The organism is Corynebacterium ihumii (assembly GCF_028609825.1).
GTDB lineage: Bacteria > Actinomycetota > Actinomycetes > Mycobacteriales > Mycobacteriaceae > Corynebacterium > Corynebacterium afermentans.
Window position 1 is genome coordinate 915,623 of record NZ_CP063190.1, and the last position, 16,585, is coordinate 932,207.

13 protein-coding genes and 1 tRNA gene are annotated in these 16,585 nt (G+C 65.4%); 7 read left to right on the forward strand and 7 right to left on the reverse strand.

Annotation, left to right across the window (positions count from 1 at the left end):
- From CIHUM_RS04605 to CIHUM_RS04615, 3 genes are all read left to right on the forward strand, one after another.
- The gene (locus CIHUM_RS04605) at positions 1-2,649 is read left to right on the forward strand and encodes an AAA family ATPase (protein ID WP_034999779.1); all 2,649 of its coding nucleotides are present in this window, start codon (positions 1-3) and stop codon (positions 2,647-2,649) included.
- A gap of 11 nt (positions 2,650-2,660) precedes the next feature.
- Positions 2,661-3,134, forward strand: coding sequence for a MarR family winged helix-turn-helix transcriptional regulator (locus CIHUM_RS04610; protein WP_034999781.1), 474 nt, complete (start codon positions 2,661-2,663; stop codon positions 3,132-3,134).
- Positions 3,135-3,223: 89 nt separating this feature from the next.
- Positions 3,224-3,454: a PspC domain-containing protein gene (locus CIHUM_RS04615; RefSeq protein WP_051106471.1), complete on the forward strand. Its 231-nt coding sequence runs from the start codon at positions 3,224-3,226 to the stop codon at positions 3,452-3,454.
- On the opposite strand, the gene CIHUM_RS04620 is transcribed toward CIHUM_RS04615, so the two are convergent.
- The 6 genes from CIHUM_RS04620 to CIHUM_RS04645 form a co-directional block, all read right to left on the reverse strand.
- The gene (locus CIHUM_RS04620) at positions 3,451-4,281 is read right to left on the reverse strand and encodes a polysaccharide deacetylase family protein (RefSeq protein WP_243427172.1); all 831 of its coding nucleotides are present in this window, start codon (positions 4,279-4,281) and stop codon (positions 3,451-3,453) included. The genes CIHUM_RS04615 and CIHUM_RS04620 overlap by 4 nt on opposite strands.
- Before the next feature lie 87 nt (positions 4,282-4,368).
- Positions 4,369-4,445: transfer RNA gene (locus CIHUM_RS04625), tRNA-Arg, on the reverse strand.
- Between the two features lie 207 nt (positions 4,446-4,652).
- On the reverse strand, positions 4,653-5,327 hold the full coding sequence (locus tag CIHUM_RS04630; RefSeq protein WP_051106473.1) for a LutC/YkgG family protein: 675 nt from the start codon (positions 5,325-5,327) through the stop codon (positions 4,653-4,655).
- Positions 5,328-6,881 (reverse strand): LutB/LldF family L-lactate oxidation iron-sulfur protein, encoded by a 1,554-nt coding sequence (locus CIHUM_RS04635; RefSeq protein WP_051106474.1) that lies wholly within the window; start codon positions 6,879-6,881, stop codon positions 5,328-5,330. It lies immediately after the preceding gene.
- Positions 6,878-7,663, reverse strand: coding sequence for a (Fe-S)-binding protein (locus CIHUM_RS04640; protein WP_034999785.1), 786 nt, complete (start codon positions 7,661-7,663; stop codon positions 6,878-6,880). Before CIHUM_RS04640 ends, CIHUM_RS04635 begins: the two co-directional genes overlap by 4 nt.
- Positions 7,664-7,754: 91 nt before the next feature.
- On the reverse strand, positions 7,755-9,437 hold the full coding sequence (locus CIHUM_RS04645; RefSeq protein ID WP_034999787.1) for an L-lactate permease: 1,683 nt from the start codon (positions 9,435-9,437) through the stop codon (positions 7,755-7,757).
- A gap of 164 nt (positions 9,438-9,601) precedes the next feature.
- Here CIHUM_RS04645 and argS point away from each other — a divergent pair, with 164 nt between their 5' ends.
- The 4 genes from argS to thrB all read left to right on the forward strand — a co-directional run bounded on the left by argS (position 9,602) and on the right by thrB (position 15,000).
- On the forward strand, positions 9,602-11,254 hold the full coding sequence (gene argS, locus CIHUM_RS04650; protein ID WP_034999789.1) for an arginine--tRNA ligase: 1,653 nt from the start codon (positions 9,602-9,604) through the stop codon (positions 11,252-11,254).
- Positions 11,255-12,619 carry a diaminopimelate decarboxylase gene (lysA, locus tag CIHUM_RS04655; RefSeq protein ID WP_051106475.1) on the forward strand — a complete coding sequence of 455 codons (1,365 nt, stop codon included), beginning with the start codon at positions 11,255-11,257 and terminating at the stop codon, positions 12,617-12,619.
- 86 nt (positions 12,620-12,705) lie between these two features.
- On the forward strand, positions 12,706-14,058 hold the full coding sequence (locus CIHUM_RS04660; RefSeq protein WP_034999791.1) for a homoserine dehydrogenase: 1,353 nt from the start codon (positions 12,706-12,708) through the stop codon (positions 14,056-14,058).
- A 12-nt stretch (positions 14,059-14,070) separates the two neighbouring features.
- On the forward strand, positions 14,071-15,000 hold the full coding sequence (gene thrB / locus CIHUM_RS04665) for a homoserine kinase (RefSeq protein WP_034999793.1): 930 nt from the start codon (positions 14,071-14,073) through the stop codon (positions 14,998-15,000).
- On the opposite strand, the gene CIHUM_RS04670 is transcribed toward thrB, so the two are convergent.
- A complete protein-coding gene (locus CIHUM_RS04670) occupies positions 14,997-16,253 on the reverse strand; it encodes an HNH endonuclease signature motif containing protein (RefSeq protein ID WP_148363855.1) in 1,257 nt (418 codons plus the stop codon). The two genes, thrB and CIHUM_RS04670, sit on opposite strands and share 4 nt — an antisense overlap.
- Positions 16,254-16,585: the final 332 nt, after the last annotated feature.

Consider the following 16,585-nt stretch of genomic DNA (forward strand, 5'->3'; position numbering starts at 1 on the left):
ATGCGCATCCACGACCTAGTCATAGACAACTTCCGCGCCGTCGAGCACCTGGAGTTGCGCGACCTGCCGGAGACCGGCGTGATTGTCATCCACGGCCCAAACGAGGCCGGCAAGTCCACCATCCTGGACGCCATCGGAACCGTGCTGCAGGAGCGCCATTCCGCCGGCGGCAAGAAGATCAAAATCTTCGCCCCAGTCGGCCGCGACGCCTCACCCGAGGTGACCATGACCGCGACGGTGGGGCAGACGACCTTTACAATCCACAAGCGCTGGTTGAAGGGCAAGCTCTCAGAGCTGGAGATCCTCTCGCCGATGCACAAGAACTTCACCGGGCGCCAGGCGGACGACGAGCTCGCGCGCATCATCGCCGAGCAGATGGACACCAGCCTGGCCAAGACTTTGTTCCTCCGCCAGGGAGAGCTGGATCCAGGCATCGCCGCGGCCGGCATCCCGTCCATCTCGCAGGCGCTCGACACAGAAGACGGCTCGGAGTGCTCGGGCGAGGAAGACACCGAGCTCATGGCCGCCATCGAGGCGGAGTACGCCCGCTACTGGACGGCCGCGACCCCGCCGAAGCCCAAAGCCTCCTTCACTGCGAAAACTGACGCGGTGGACGCCGCCCGCGAAACCCTGCGCGCCGCCGAGGCCGAGGTGCAGCAACTTGCCACATTTGTCGACGAGGTGGCCCGCCGCGAGGACGAAATCCGCGCGGTGGACACGGAGCTGCCGCAGGCCCACGACGAGCTCGCCGAGCGCGAGGCCGACTTCGCCCAGGCCAGCCAGCTCGCCTTGCAGGCCAAGACCGCGGCTGAGCAGTTCGAGCGCGCCACCGTCTCTAGGAAGCGCGCCGAGCAGGACCTCGCCGAGCGCACCGCGCTTATCAAGCGCGTCGCCGCGCTGCGCGAGGAGGAGAAGGAATTGCAGTCCGCGCTCGCCCCGGCCCAGGAGGCGCGCGACGCCGAGCGCGAGAAGGTCACGGAGCTAACCCAGCAGGTCGAGGATGCGAAAACCCGCCTCGCGGCCGCCCGCACCACCCTGCGCGGCGCGGAGAACGTCCGCGATCACGTGCGTGCTTGTCGACGCCTCACGGTCGTCACCGACCAACTTTCCCTCATCGGGGACGCTGAGAAGGCATACGCAACCTTGCTCAAGAACGCCCCCGCCCTGCAGGTCACGGATGCGGACGTGCGCAAGCTGGAAAAAGCAGAGAGCGAACTGACTCTGCAGCGCCGCCTGCGCGAGGCTGCCTCCGCGAAACTGGAGATCACCGCCGAGGGCAAAACTATCCAGGTCGACGGCGAGAGCGTGGACGTGGACGGCACCGAGTCCGTCGCCGTCTACGAGGGCACGCGCCTCACCCTCGACGACTTCGACGTTGTCTTCCGAGCTGCGCAAGGCGCAGAAGACCCCCGCCGTGCTGTGGAGAAGGCCGAGGACGGCCTTGCCAGCTTGCTGTCCAAGCTCGGCTGCGCAGATGTCGACGAGGCTCGGGCCGCCCGCGACGCGTGTAAGGCGCACGACGCGGAGGTGAAGTCTGCACGCCAGCGCCGCGACGACGCGCTTGCCGGCACCGGCGCCGACGAGCTCGCTGCGGAGCGCGACCGCCTGTCCACCCAGATCGAAGAGCTCACCGAGGCGGTCGACACCGCCGAGCTGCCCGACTCCGAGCAGGCCACAGAGCTGGCGGTGAAGGACGCCCAAAAGGCGCTGGACAAGGCAGAAAAAGATGTCGACGCCGCCGACGCCGCACTCAAACCTTACGCGGACCGCACCGCCGCCAGCGAGCTGACCGTCGTGCAGACCAAGCTCGAGGCGAAGCAGGCCGAGGCCAGCCACGCCGCCGACGAGCTGGAGCGGGCGGAGACCGCCGCACCGAAAACCGCGCTCGAGGACGCGCTTGAATCCGCCCGCGAGCAGGAAAGCGAGGCCAAGGAGGCGCACGACGTGCTCTCCGCTGAACTCGCGGCCGCCGACCCGGAGATCGCCCAGCAGATGCTCGAGGGTGCGAAGGCGCGCCTGCAGAACCTGGAAAAACGACAGGCGGAGGCCAACAACCGCATCACTGAGCTGACCGGCCGCATCGAGATCGCCGCCGGCGCCGCAGAGAAGGCCGACCGCGCGGCCGCGGAGCTCGACGCCGCAGAGACCGAACTGGCCCGCACCACCCGCCGCGCCGACGCAGTGCGATTACTACGCGAGACGCTGCACGCCCACCGCGACGCCGCCCGCGCCCGTTACACCGCGCCGTTCAACGACGCGATCCGTAACCGCGCCCGCGTGCTGTTCGGCCCGACCGTGGACTTCAACTTCGGCGAGGACCTCACCGTCACCGAGCGCACCGTCGACGGGGTGAGCGTGCCGCTTGACCAACTCTCCGGCGGCACGAAGGAGCAGCTGGCCATCCTCACCCGGTTCGCCATCGCGGACCTGGTCACCGCCTCCGGCGAGACAACCCCGGTGCCCGTGGTGGTCGACGACGCCCTCGGAGCCACCGACCCGGAACGTCTCGCCCGCATGAACTCGCTGTTTTCCCAGGTGGGCAAGACCTCGCAGGTGCTAGTACTGACCTGTTTCCCGCAGCGCTTCGACCGTGTCGCCGCGACGCGCACGTACTCCATGGACGAGCTGAAGACCGCGCCCATCGGCTAGGATCTGCCCGTATGAATGCACAACCGCGGTGGCTCGACGACGAAGAACAGCAACTGTGGCGGCTGATGCTCGCGGGGTTTACCAAGATCTCGCGCACGATTGACGATCGCCTCCAAGCAGGCGGGGACATCTCCTCGCCGGAGTTTTCCGTGCTCGTCGCGTTGTCGGAGGCGCAAGATCACACACTGCGCCTGCGCGAGTTGTGCGAAGAACTCGACTGGGACCGCTCGCGCGCCTCCCACCAGGTCACGCGCATGAAAAAGCGCGGCCTGCTCACCAAAAAGAAGTGCCCCGGCGACGCCCGCGGCGTGCTGGTGATCCTGACCGACCAAGGCATGTCCCACCTCGAGGAGGCGGTGCCGGACCACGTGGAGACCGTGCGGCGCCTCATCTTCGACCACTTGGACGCGGACCGCGCCGACAAAATCAGCGAGTTCTTCACCGACGTGCTCGCCGCCGAGGATTTACCCGCCAACCAGCTGTAACAGCTGCTTCCGGGACAGATGTCCTTGCGCACTAACACCGGCAAGGGTTGGATGGGTTGCACCGAATCCACGGACGAAAGGACCCCGCAATGTCCAGCCCCTACAACCCGCAGAACATCAACCCAGGCAACTCCCCGAAGCGCCTCGAGCGCTCCATGACCGACAAGTACATCGCCGGCGTCTGCGGCGGCATCGCCCAGTACCTTGGCGTCGACCCGACCGTCGTGCGCATCATCTTCATCGTGCTAGCACTTGCCGGCGTGTTCCCGGGCCTGCTGGCATACGGCGTGGCCTGGCTGATCATGCCGGCCGAGTTCTAGGGCCTGCTTCCGTCAAGGAACGTAAACCGCACAGCGTCGTCGCGTAGCTGTTCCAGCGCGCGTCGCACCCCCGGCCCTGTGCCCGAGGCGGGTTGGTTCATGTGCGCCAGCACGATCGCCCCGTCAGGGGCCTTCATGATTGCCGACGTCACATGGCCCGCCGTGGCCGTCGCTCCAACGTCAGCGTTGACGCTGAAGCCCGCGATTTTTACCCCGCGATCGCGCGCGATGTCCACGGCAACGTCGTCGTAGTGGGCCGTGCCTGAGCGGAACCACCTCGAGTCCATCCCGTACTCCGCCAGCAGCGTGCGGTTGCCGTCGATTTCCGCGATGGCCTCCGCCGGTGTCGCGGTGCCCGCGATGCCGTAGGCGGCCTGGCCATTGACGCTTAGCGGCAGGTGCCGAGTGCCGTGGTTTTCCAGGCGGAACAGGGGATCGGCCGCGAGCTTCCGCGTCGCCTCCGGGTTCACCTCGATCCAGGTGGCGCTCAAAAACAGCGTCGCGGGTACCGCGAACTCGCGCAGCGCGTCTATCAACCCTTGGTCTACGGCCGAGCCACTGGGCCCGCCGCAGGCATCGAACGTCAGCGCAATCGTGCGCTTGCCCGGCGTCACAGGCACCGTTTCCACAATGCCGCGCATAGAGGTCCCAAACGTTTGTGGCACCCGGCCCGCGTAGCGCTCTGCGCCGGGATACGCCGTCACCGTTTCGCGGACGGTGGAGGTGGCCGTCTCGGTCACCGTTGTGCCCTGCGGGCCGGCACACCCCACCAACGAAGAAAAGCCCGCCACTGCCGTGGCGGACATGAACGTTCTTCTGCTCAGCACAGGCTGAGAGTGTAGTAGCAGGGGGAGCGGAGTGTTCGTCGACCCCGCATGGGGCGGGTTAGTTTAGGGGTAAACCCCCTGCTTAAGTGGTGTCCCCGACAGGATTCGAACCTGCGACCTTCGGTACCGGAAACCGATGCTCTAATCCACTGAGCTACGGAGACAATGCCGTCTAGATTAGCACCCGGCATCACAGCCAACGAAATTGGAACGAACCCTAGGGTGACTCCCAGCTTCACCCCATGGTTTTGCAACACCCATACCGCATAATCATTGGTGCGCGCCGCGGGAACGGCGTGACACGGGAAACAATGACAGCGAAACGGCCGGCCCCGAAAGGGACCGGCCGTTTCGTTACGCCAGATCGGCGGCTACTTCACAACCATCACGATGAGGTCGCGCGGGCCGTGCACGCCCTCGACGCGCACGAGCTCGATATCGGAGGTCGCGGACGGACCAGAGATCATGGTCGCCGGGCGCTCCGGATTGATGCGGGAGATCATCTCCGGCACGCCGAAGACGACGGTCTCAGGACGCACGATGCAGATGTGGCGGTCCGGCACCAGGGACAGGGCGCGGCGGCCGCACACGTCGCCGGACTCCAGCACGATGGAGCCGGTCTGCGCGGAGGTGACTTGAGAGTCGGTGATCACGGCGTCGACGTCGGAAAGCTCGCGCGGATCGGTGTCGTTGGAATCCGGGCGGGCGGTGCCAGCGAAGCCGTCGAAAAGCGAGGCGTCGAGGCCGGGGGCGTAGACGACCTCGTTGCACTTGCGGTCCGCAAGCACCTTGACGATGTCCTCGGCGAGGGTCGCCTCAGTGGTCTCCACAACGTCCGCCTTGTAGTCCACGAGGCGGTCGATGAGGATCTCGCGCAGCTCGTCGGTGCCGAGGTCGGAAGAGGTGTTGTAGTTGCGAACCACTTCCACCTGCTCCGGCGTGTTGGACAGCTGCTGCGCGTCGCGGATGCGCTTGAGGATCTCGCGCTTCGCGTCCTCGTTGCGGGTGTCGCGCGGGGCAGAATTACCGGTTACTCGAGTAGTCATTTACTTGTCCTCTTCCTCGAAACGCTCACCGGTGACCTTCTGGCCATCCGGGATGCCCTGCTCGCGGGCCTCGGCCAGCAGGCGCTCGGCTTCCTCGGAGCCCCACCACTGGCGGAAGGACTTCTTCGGCGGCACCGCGACGTCGCGGTACTCGGTCCAGCCGGAAATCGGCGGCGGCATGAGGTCGATCTTGCCGTTGAAGCCGCCGAGCACGCGGCCCAGTGCCACCATGCGCACCAGCTTGTCCCACACGCCGCTGCGGCCCCAGACCTGGGCCAGGGAAGCGAACGCCGCGCGCTCGATGTGGCTCGGCTCGTTCTTCGCCTTCTGGTAGCGCAGCTCCAGCAGAATGTCCGTGATCGGAATCTTCACCGGGCAGACCTCGTTGCAGCGACCGCACAGGGAAGACGCGTACGGCAGGGAGCCGTTCGGGTCGTCCGAGGAGTCGATGCCGGTCAGCTGCGGGGTAATGATCGCGCCGATCGGGCCCGGGTAGGTGGAGCCGTAGGAGTGGCCGCCGGCACGCTCGTAGACCGGGCAGACGTTCAGGCAGGCGGAGCAGCGGATGCACTTCAGGGCCTCGCGGCCGATCTCGCTGGACAGGGCGGCGGTGCGGCCGTTGTCCAGGAGGACGATGTGGAAGTTCTGCGGACCGTCGCCCTCGGTCACGCCGGACCACAGGGAGGTGTACGGGTTCATGCGCTCGCCGGTGGAGGAGCGCGGCAGCAGCTGCAGGAACACGCCGAGGTCCTCGAAGTTCGGCAGCAGCTTCTCAATGCCCATGACGGTGATCAGGGTCTCCGGCATGGTCAGGCACATACGGCCGTTACCCTCGGACTCCACAATGGAGACGGTGCCGGTATCCGCGCAGCCGAAGTTGGCGCCGGAGATGGCCACCTTGGCCTCCATGAACTGCTGGCGCAGGTACTTGCGGGCAGCCTCAGCCAGCTCCGCCGGATCCTGGGTCAGGGTCTCGTCCGTGTTCGGCATCTTCGCGGCGAAGATGTCGCGGATCTCCGCGCGGTTGCGGTGGATCGCCGGGACGAGGATGTGGGAGGGGAAGTCCTCGCCGAGCTGCACGATGAGCTCTGCCAGGTCGGTCTCCTGCGCGAAGATGCCGGCCTTTTCCAGCTCTTCGTTCAGGGCGATTTCCTGGGTGGCCATGGACTTGATCTTGACCACCTTGTCCTCGCCCGTGGCGCGGACCAGGTCCTGGATGATCTCGTTGGCTTCCTTGGAGTCGCGCGCCCAGTGCACGTGTCCGCCGCGGGCGGTGACGTTCTGCTCGAACTGCTCCAGCAGCTCGGGCATGCGCGCAGCGACGTCGCGCTTGATGGTGGAGCCGGCCTCGCGCAGGTCCTGCCAATCGTCCACCTCGTCCACGACAGCCTGGCGCTTCACGCGGATGGTGGTGGTGGCGTACTGGTAGTTGCGACGCTTGGTTACGTCGTTGAGCTCGTGGTGCGCAGCCTTCTGGAACTTTTCCTTGCCGCGCAGGTGGGACGGGCCGCTGGCGTACGGCGGCATGGTGGGTTGACCGAGTGCGACCTTCACAGCATCTTCTCCTTCTTGTACGCCGCGGACGTCGGGGTCAGCGGGTGCTCCTTAGTGGAGGCGAGGATCTCCGCCATGTGCACAGCGCGGATGCCCTGGTGCTGGCGGGACATTGCGCCCGCGATGTTCATCAGGCAGGAGGAGTCACCGGCGGTGACGTACTCGGCCTGCGTGTCCTTGATGTGGCGGACCTTGTCCGAAACCATGGCGGAGGAGACCTCCGGCATCTTCACGGAGAAGGTGCCGCCGAAACCGCAGCATTCCTCGGAGTTGGGCAGGTCCACCAGTTCCAGGCCCTCGACGTGGCGCAGCAGCTCGGTCGGGCGGTCGCCGACCTTGAGGAAGCGCAGGGAGTGGCAGGAGGAGTGGTAGGTCACGCGGTGCGGGAAGAAAGCGCCCACGTCGTAGGTGCCTGCGACGTCGACGATGAACTCGGAGAGGTCGTAGGTCTTCTTCGAAGCGGTCTTCGCACCGTCCGCCAGTGCCTTGGAACCGAAACGCTCGGCCAGCTCGACGTGCTGCTCGCGCACAGCGCCTGCACAGGAGCCGGACGGGGCGACGACGTAGTCGATCGAGGGGTCCGAAAACGCGTCAACGTAAGTTTCGATGATCGGAATGGCTTGCTCTTTATAGCCGGTGTTTAGGTGCATCTGGCCACAGCAGGTCTGCTGTTCTGGAAAGACAACGTCGTAGCCCAAGCGGGAAAGCACAATGGCCGAAGCCTTGTGCGCGTCGGGGAAGAGGGCGTCGCCGATACAAGTAGAAAACAGCGCTACTCGCATGTTCGGACTCCTAAAAGATGAGATCACAGGGAAATAATGAAAGCCCCCGCAGGCTGTGATGACCTCGAGGGCTCCAATATTCGGTTGTCAGTTACGGAACGACCGGCGCAAGCACGCTCAGAACGTTCGACTGAAGGAAGACTATCACGCACACAGCAACCAGGAAGCCGAAGCTCCAGCCGACGACCTTCTTGAAGATCTCGGACTCCTTGCCCTCCATGTTTACCGCGGTCGCGGCAATGGCGAGGGATTGCGGCGAGATCATCTTGCCCACGACACCGCCTGTGGTGTTTGCGGCCAGCATGAGGTCCGGGTTGAGATCCAGGTTGTTCGCGGCGGTGACCTGCAGGTTGGCAAACAGGGCGTTGGCGGAGGTGTCGGAGCCGGTCACGGCCACGCCCACCCAGCCGAGGATCGGCGCGAAGAACGCGAACGCCGGGCCGAGGTTGGCGAAGAACTCGCCGATCGTCACGGTCTGGCCGGAGTAGTTCATCACGTAGGCCAGCGCCAGCACGAGCACGATGGTCAGCGCGGACCAGCGCATCTTCCAGGCGGTTTCCACGAACTCCTTGCCTACCTGGCCCCAGGTGAGCTTGTAGCGTCCGTTCTCGTTGAACACCATGTACAGCACGGTCACGATCAGCGCGGAGATGACCATCAGGCTGCCCGGGTTGTTGATGTAGGCAAACGAGTAGTCGCTGTTGACCAGATCGCCGGCTGAGTTGAGCAGATTGCCGTCGAGGCCCGGCCACGGGAAGGAGATCTTGAACTGCTTCAGCCAGGTCGGGATCGCGGTACCCAGGTTGGCCAGGCCGAATACGACCACAACCACGGCGTAGGGCAGAAGCGCCATGAACACACGGTTGGAGGGCAGTTCCACCTCATCGCCGTCGGTTGCGGCGCTGTGCTCGAGGCCGAGGCGCTCGCGCATGGCGTCAACGCCACGCGGCTGCCAGAAGTGCAGGAGCACGAAGGCAGCGCCAAGTGCGACGATACAGGCAATCACGTCGGTGAGCTGGTAGGCGAAGTGGTTGGACGTCCACCATTGGGCGATAGCGAAGGTCAGGCCGATCACGCCGGCTGCCGGAGCGGTTTCACGGACGCCGCGCCAGCCGTCGATAAGCAGCGCGATAATGAACGGAACGAAGAACGCGAGGAACGGGGTCTGGTGGCCCACGATGGCGGCGATGTTTTCGGTCTGCTCGAGGGTACGGCCGCCCACGTCGCCGGCGGTGGTGATCGGGATGGCCACGGCGCCGAACGCCACCGGAGCGGTGTTGGCCAGCAGCACCACGGTCGCGGCTTTCAGCGGCGGGATGCCCAAGGCCAGGATCATGGTCGCGGTAATCGCCACCGGCGCGCCGAAGCCGGCGAGCGCCTCAAGCAGGCCGCCGAAGCAGAACGCGATAAGCATCGCCTGGATGCGCACGTCGCCGTTGCCCATCTTGTCGAAGACGAGACGCAGATCTTCGAAGCGGCCGGATGCGACGGTGATCTGGTAGAACCAGATGGCCGTCAGGATCACGAAGACGATGGGGAAGAGGCCGAACAAACCGCCGCGGAAGGCGGAGGAGATGGCCATGGTGGTGGGCATGTTGAAGCCCAAGATGGCTACCAGCAGTGCAACTACGAGCGCGACGGCGCCGGAGGTGTGCGCGCGGGCTTTGAATCCGAGCAGCATGATGAAGAACGTGAGCAACGGCAGGGTAGACACCAGCGCCGAGAGGCCCACGCTGCCACCGATCGCGTCGGTGAACACTTGGAATTGATCCATGGGAGGCTCTTTCGAGTCAGTACGGGCAATGACTGCAAAACAATATGCCACCCTAACCCCATTAGTGACGAATGGAGGGGGTTCGCTTTGGTGTGACCTATTGCACCGAGCGGCCGGTGCCCATGCTGCGTGCGGTGTCGGCGGGTGCTTTAAACTTGTGCCCCATGACGCCAGCTGAACTCGCAACCACCGTGAAAGAGGCCGCGACGCGTGTGCTCGCCGCCCACGATCTCGACGCCTCAGTCGTCCCCGACACCGTGACCGTGGAGCGCCCCCGCAACCCCGAGCACGGCGATTACGCCACAAACGTCGCGCTCCAGGTGGCCAAGAAAGCTGGCACTAACCCACGCGATCTCGCCACTTGGCTTGTCGACGACCTGTCGGCCAACCCCGCAATCGCCGCCGTCGAGATCGCCGGTCCGGGCTTTATTAACCTGCGTCTCGCCGCCGGTGCCCAGGGCCAGCTCGTGGCAAAGGTGCTGGATGAGGCCGAGAAGTTTGGCCACTGCGATCTCTACGCAGACGAGAAGATCAACCTCGAGTTCGTCTCCGCCAACCCCACCGGCCCGATCCACCTCGGCGGCACCCGCTGGGCCGCGGTGGGCGACTCGCTCGGCCGCGTTCTCGAGGCTGCCGGCGCGGAGGTTACCCGCGAGTACTACTTCAACGACCACGGCGGGCAGATCGACCGCTTCTCCCGTTCGCTCGTTGCCGCGGCGAAGGGCGAGCCCACCCCGGAGGACGGTTACGGTGGCGATTACATTCACGAGATTGCCCGGGCGGTCGTCGATAAGCATCCTGGCGCTCTCGATGGCGCGGACGCCGAGGTGCAGGAGACCTTCCGCGCGGCCGGCGTGGAGATGATGTTCGCGCAGATCAAACAGTCCCTGCACGAGTTCGGCGTGGACTTTGGCGTGTACTTCCACGAGAATTCCCTGTTCGAATCGGGCGCCGTGGATAAGGCCGTGCAGACGCTGAAGGACAACGGCAACCTGTACGAAAACGATGGCGCGTGGTGGCTGCGTTCTTCCGACTTCGGCGACGACAAGGACCGCGTCGTACTCAAGTCCGACGGCGACGCCGCCTACATCGCCGGCGACATCGCGTACGTGGCCGACAAGTTCGACCGCGGCCACACCCTGGCTATTTACATGCTGGGTGCGGACCACCACGGCTACATTGCGCGTCTCAAGGCGGCGGCGCAGGCGCTGGGCTACAACGCGGATGCCGTTGAGGTGCTCATCGGCCAGATGGTCAACCTCGTGCGCGACGGCCAGGCCGTGAAGATGTCCAAGCGTGCAGGCACCGTGATCACGCTCGAAGACCTCGTGGACGCGATCGGCGTTGACGGCGCGCGCTACTCGCTGGTGCGCTCCTCGGTGGATTCCACCTTGGACATCGACCTGGACCTGTGGACGAAGCAGTCCTCCGACAACCCCGTCTACTACGTGCAGTACGCCCACGCCCGTTTGTGCTCCATCGGGCGCAAGGCGGACGAAGCCGGCGTGTCCCACACCGACCCGGACCTGGCGCTGCTCACCCACGACAAGGAGGGCGACCTCATCCGCACCCTCGGCGAGTACCCGGCCGTCGTGCGCGCCGCCGCGGAGCTGCGCGAGCCGCACCGCATCGCCCGCTACACCGAGGAACTGGCCAGCGCGTTCCACAAGTTCTACGACTCCTGCCAGATCCTGCCCAAGACCGGCGAGGAAGCGGAGCCGATCCACACCGCGCGCCTGGCCCTGGCGATGGCCTCGCGCCAGGTTGTCGCGAACGCCCTCGGTCTGATCGGCGTGAGCGCACCGGAGCGGATGTAAATGACCGTTTTCGTCTCCACTCCCTACGAGAAGGACAACGGCGACTTCAACGACCTGCCCGCCCACGTCTGGCCCCGCTGCGCCAAGCGCGAGGAGGACGGCGTGGTCACCATTGCCGGCGTGCCGCTTCCGGAGATCGCTGCGGAGTACGGCACCCCGGTTGTGGTCATCGACGAGGACGACTTCCGTTCGCGCTGCCGCGACATGGCCGCCGCGTTTTTAGCGCCCGAAAACGTGCACTACGCCTCGAAGGCGTTTCTCACCCGCCGCGTGGCCCGCTGGGTCGATGAGGAAGGCCTCGCGCTGGACGTGGCCAGCGAGAATGAGCTGCGCATAGCCCTGGCCGCGGACTTTCCGCCCGAGCGCATTACCGTGCACGGGAACAACAAGTCGGACGAGTTCCTGCGCTTGTGTGTGGAGTCAAAGGTCGGCCACGTAGTCATCGACTCGCATCAGGAATTGGCGCAGCTGGAGGCCGTGGCGAAGCAAGCGGGCGTGAAGCAGGACGTCTTCGTGCGCGTGAAACCCGGCGTGGACGCCCACACCCACGAGTTCATCGCCACCAGCCACGAGGATCAGAAGTTCGGCATCTCGCTCGCTACTGGCGACGCCTTATCGGCCGCCGCCGCAGCCATCACCTCCGACTGGTTGGAGCTGACCGGCCTGCACTGCCACGTCGGCTCCCAGGTTTTCGACGCCGAGGGCTTCAAGCTCGCCGCCGAGCGCGTGCTGGGCATGTACGCCGAGATCTGGAAGACCCAGGGTGTGGCGCTGGGCTACCTCGATCTCGGCGGCGGCTACGGCATCGCGTACATGCCGGGCGAGTCGCCTTTGGACGTCAACGCTGTGGCGCGCGACCTGCTCACCGCGGTGCAGGAGGTCGCCGACGAGCTAGGCATCGCCGCGCCCACCGTGGTGGTCGAGCCCGGCCGCGCGATCGCCGGCCCGTCCGCAGTGACCGTCTACACCGCCGGCGTGATCAAGGACGTGGACACCTCCTACACCACTTCGCGTCGCTACGTCGCCGTCGACGGCGGCATGAGCGACAACATCCGTCCCTCGCTCTACGGCGCGCTTTACGACGCCCGCGTGGTCAACCGTTTCGCCGATGGCGCCCCCACCGACACGCGCCTGGTGGGATCCCACTGCGAGTCCGGCGACGTCCTGGTGGAGGAGGCTTCCTGGCCCGACGACATCGCTCCGGGCGATCTCATCGCGCTCGCCGCCACCGGCGCCTACTGCTATTCCATGGCCTCGAACTACAACGCGTTCGGACGCCCCGCGGTGGTTTCCGTGCGCGGCGGAGAGGTGACGCCGATGGTGCGGCGGGAGACTGTCGAGGATCTGATTGCGCGCGAATATTAATTGACCGTCAGTGTCTTTTGCGCGATAGTAGACAAAGCGGTTCACCGCTGATCCCTGTCACGTACGATGAAGGAGCTACTCGCATCATGACTTCCGCCACCGCCGAGGGATATAACGGCAACTACCCGGGCAAGGGCATCGGCACCCCCGTGGGCATTGCCGTGTTGGGCAAGGGCACCGTCGGTACCGAGGTGCTGCGCCTGCTGTCCGAATTCTCCTCCAACCTGGAACACCGTATTGACGGCCCGATCGAGGTGAGGGGTGTTGCGGTGTCGGACGTCGAGAAGCACAAAGATGCCCCCGAGGTCCAGGGCTTGTACTTGACGGGGGACGCGCGCGAGCTGGTTACCCGCGACGACGTGGATATCGTGGTCGAGCTCATCGGCGGCATTGACTACCCGCGCGAGCTCGTCCTCGAGGCGCTCAAGGCTGGAAAGTCGGTGGTCACCGCCAACAAGGCCCTGGTGGCCGCCCACAGCGCCGAGCTTGCCGACGCCGCGAACGCCGCCGGCGTCGACCTCTACTACGAAGCCGCCGTCGCCGCCGCTATCCCCGTGGTGGGCATGCTGCGCCGCTCCCTTGCGGGCGACCAGGTGCAGCGCATCTCCGGCATTGTCAACGGCACCACCAATTTCATCCTCGACGCCATGGCTTCCACCGGCGCCGACTACGAGGAGGCGCTGGCGGAGGCCACCCGACTCGGCTACGCAGAGGCCGACCCGACCGCGGACGTGGAAGGCCACGACGCCGCTTCCAAGGCCGCCATCCTCGCCTCCATGGGCTTCCACACCCGCGTGACCTTCGACGATGTGCACTGCGAAGGCATTACCAAGATCACCGCCGACGACATCGATGCCGCGAAGAAGTCCGGCCACACCATCAAGTTGCTCGCTATTTGCGAGCGGCTTGTCGACGACGCCGGCAACACCACCGGCGTCAACGCCCGAGTCCACCCGACGCTGGTGCCCAACGAGCACCCGCTCGCATCCGTGGATGAGTCCTACAACGCCATTTTCGTCGAGGCAGAAGCAGCAGGTCGACTCATGTTCTACGGCAACGGCGCCGGCGGCGCCCCCACCGCATCGGCAGTACTCGGCGACCTCGTCGGCGCCGCACGCAACAAGGTCCACGGCGGCCGCGCCCCGGCCGAGAACCCGTACGCGGACTACCCGGTTGTCTCGTTCGAGGAGGTGACCACCCGCTACACGATCAACATGACCGTCAACGACCGCGTCGGCGTTCTCTCCGATCTCACCGCCCGCTTCGCCAAGGCCGGCATTTCGCTGTCCGCGGTGCGTCAGGAAGAGTCCGGCGACGAGGCCCACCTCATCGTGGTCACCCACGCCGCCCGCGAGCAGGACCTCAGCGCGATCGTGGAGCAGCTTTCGGGCCACGACGACGTGCTCGCCGTCAACTCCGTCATTCGACTCGATTCCTAAGGGGCCTTCGGAATGGCAATCGATCTGCAGCCCGGCCTGAAAGTCAAGGTCACCGTCCCCGGTTCATCGGCGAACCTGGGCCCCGGCTTCGACACCCTCGGAATCGCGTTGAGTATCTACGACACCGTGGAAGTGGAGGTCACCGACTCCGGCCTCGAGGTGGAGATCTTCGGCGAGGGTGCCGACGATCTGCCCCGCGACAGCTCTAACCTCGTGGTCAAGGCCATCCAGTCCGCGCTTGCCGCCGCGGACGTGTCCGCGCCCGGCCTGCGCGTGGTGTGCCACAACACCATCCCGCAGTCGCGCGGCCTCGGCTCCTCCGCCTCCGCCGCCGTCGCCGGCGTGGTTGCCGCCAACGCGCTGGCCGGCTCCCCGCTCGACGAGGACGCAATCGTGCAGCTGTCCTCCGAGTTCGAAGGCCACCCGGACAACGCCGGCGCATCCGCGTTCGGCGGGGCAGTGGTGTCGTGGACCGACATCCCCGTCGACGGCCAGTCCAAGCCGTCCTACCGCGCTGTGCGCATCCCGGTGGACGGCTCCATTTCGGCCGTCGCCCTTGTGCCTGATTTCCACGCTTCCACCAACGCGGTGCGCAAGGTGCTGCCGAGCCACGTCACCCACACCGATGCGCGTTTCAACGTTTCGCGCACCGCGGTGATGACAGCGGCGCTGCAGCACCACCCGCAACTGCTTTTCGAAGGCACCCGCGACCGCCTCCACCAGCCGTACCGCGCAGATGTCCTGCCGGTGACGGCGGAGTGGGTCAATCGCCTGCGCAACCGCGGTCACGCCGCCTACCTCTCCGGCGCCGGCCCGACCGCGCTGGTTCTCACCACCACTGAGGTGGAGCCTTCGCTTCTCGACGAAGCACGCTCCGCCGGCCTCCACGTCATCGAACTCGACGTCGCCGGTCCGGCCACCGCTGAGCTGGTTCGCGACTAAGCGCCTGCCTGACCCGTGTGCTGGCCTGCGCCCGGCTCGTCGAAGCTGTCGCCCGGCGTAACGGTGTCTCGTAGCGGACCCCGGTGGTTGTAGGTGCGCTTGGGCAGCGAGCGGTTCCTTGAGACGTACTGCGTGCCGTCCTTAAGACGGAAGTACAAGTCCGGACCGTGGGCCTGGATATGCGCCAGGCCGTGGCTGATCTTGGAGTGACAGCTCGAACACAGCGGAATTAGGTTGTCCATGTTGGTGGCGCCCCCGTCTTCCCATTCTTTGATGTGGTGGATCTCGATGAATCGCCGATGGCTGCATCCGGGCATCGCGCACTGGTGCCCCCAGGCCATCAATAGTGCGAGGACCTGTGCGTCTGTGGCGAAGCGCTGCGCGCGGCCGACGTTGATGGTCAACCCCTTCTTGTCCAGCAGGTGCAGGCGCAACGTAGCGTTCGCGATGTAGCTTCGCACTTCCTGGGATCTCGCCGAGGTGTTCTCCGGCATCCACGCACCGCCGTCCTCTGTGAGCACGATGTTGACGTGGGCGCCGGGAGAACGAAGCGGGCTAGTGGGGCTGTCGCGCACCATGTCCATCATGGCGATGAAGGCGGGGTAGAGGTCCTTCTTCTCCGGCGGGCCGAAGCGTGAGGGCGGGCGCAGAATCGACTCCAGATCGAGTTTGGACTTCCGCGGTTTAGGGCCGTCCGCGGTGAAATCAGGTGGGCAAGACTCTGCTTCTGCTTCGGCCGCCGCGATGAACTCGTCTAGCTTTTCCGGGTCCGCGAGCTCCTCTGAGTTTGGTAGCTCGGCGCAGTAACTGGCGAGCTGAGCGACCTTCAACGCGGTGAGCAGTGCTTGTCCGCGCACCGCGGGAAGGAGCGCACGGAAATCCATCATTCCGTCGGCGCGGAAATCGGCCTTCACAAACGGTTCTTCGGGTTCGTTCTCATCGGCGGTGTCGGTGCCGGCGAGGATGCGTTCGAGCTCGGAAAAAGCATGGATGAGCGCGAGGTCAATCAGCTCTTCCTCGTTTTCCTCATCCATGAATTTCAGCAGGAAACGCATCGTGTTGTACGGCATCACGCCGGAACGGAACGTCTCATACAGCAGGCGGAACCGGCGTAGGCCCCGGGCGACGCGGAGATACTCGTACGCGGTGGATGGCGGCAGATTGAGCTCGCGTTTGAGCCATGTGGCAGTGGAGAACTCGCCACGTTGTTCGGCAATGTCCTCTTCGTCGAGCTGGCCAAGCGCGTCGAGCATGTCTGCACGGTGGGTGTGGGATTCGCAGTGGTGGAACTTTAGATCGTCTATAAGCTGCAGTGTTTTGCTGGTGGCTGTGGTCACGGGAAGCCCCCTGGGCGATGGCTGGATGGTCGCTGTGGGGTCGAGGATAAGCGAAGGTGTGTGCGATGTAAAGGGGTTCTTCAAAAATGTTTGCGAAGTTTGGGAAATGATTCTGCGGCCGCAGAACACCCTCAACCTCGGGTTGAGGGTTGGGCGGTCGGAGGTCAAGCGATTCTGCGGCCGCAGAACACCCTCAAGTATTAGATGAGACTTTCGAAGAGCGTGGATTCTGCGGTCACAGAATCTGA

Excerpts from the sequence above, each read along its gene's own strand:
- CIHUM_RS04610 (WP_034999781.1), top strand. The coding sequence starts at position 2,661 with ATGAATGCACAACCGCGGTGGCTCGACGACGAAGAACAGCAACTGTGG.
- CIHUM_RS04645 (WP_034999787.1), bottom strand. The coding sequence starts at position 9,437 with ATGGATCAATTCCAAGTGTTCACCGACGCGATCGGTGGCAGCGTGGGC.
- CIHUM_RS04640 (WP_034999785.1), bottom strand. The coding sequence starts at position 7,663 with ATGCGAGTAGCGCTGTTTTCTACTTGTATCGGCGACGCCCTCTTCCCC.
- lysA (WP_051106475.1), top strand. The coding sequence starts at position 11,255 with ATGACCGTTTTCGTCTCCACTCCCTACGAGAAGGACAACGGCGACTTC.
- CIHUM_RS04670 (WP_148363855.1), bottom strand. The coding sequence starts at position 16,253 with ATGCTCGACGCGCTTGGCCAGCTCGACGAAGAGGACATTGCCGAACAA.
- thrB (WP_034999793.1), top strand. The coding sequence starts at position 14,071 with ATGGCAATCGATCTGCAGCCCGGCCTGAAAGTCAAGGTCACCGTCCCC.
- argS (WP_034999789.1), top strand. The coding sequence starts at position 9,602 with ATGACGCCAGCTGAACTCGCAACCACCGTGAAAGAGGCCGCGACGCGT.
- CIHUM_RS04660 (WP_034999791.1), top strand. The coding sequence starts at position 12,706 with ATGACTTCCGCCACCGCCGAGGGATATAACGGCAACTACCCGGGCAAG.
- CIHUM_RS04630 (WP_051106473.1), bottom strand. The coding sequence starts at position 5,327 with ATGACTACTCGAGTAACCGGTAATTCTGCCCCGCGCGACACCCGCAAC.
- CIHUM_RS04605 (WP_034999779.1), top strand. The coding sequence starts at position 1 with ATGCGCATCCACGACCTAGTCATAGACAACTTCCGCGCCGTCGAGCAC.
- CIHUM_RS04615 (WP_051106471.1), top strand. The coding sequence starts at position 3,224 with ATGTCCAGCCCCTACAACCCGCAGAACATCAACCCAGGCAACTCCCCG.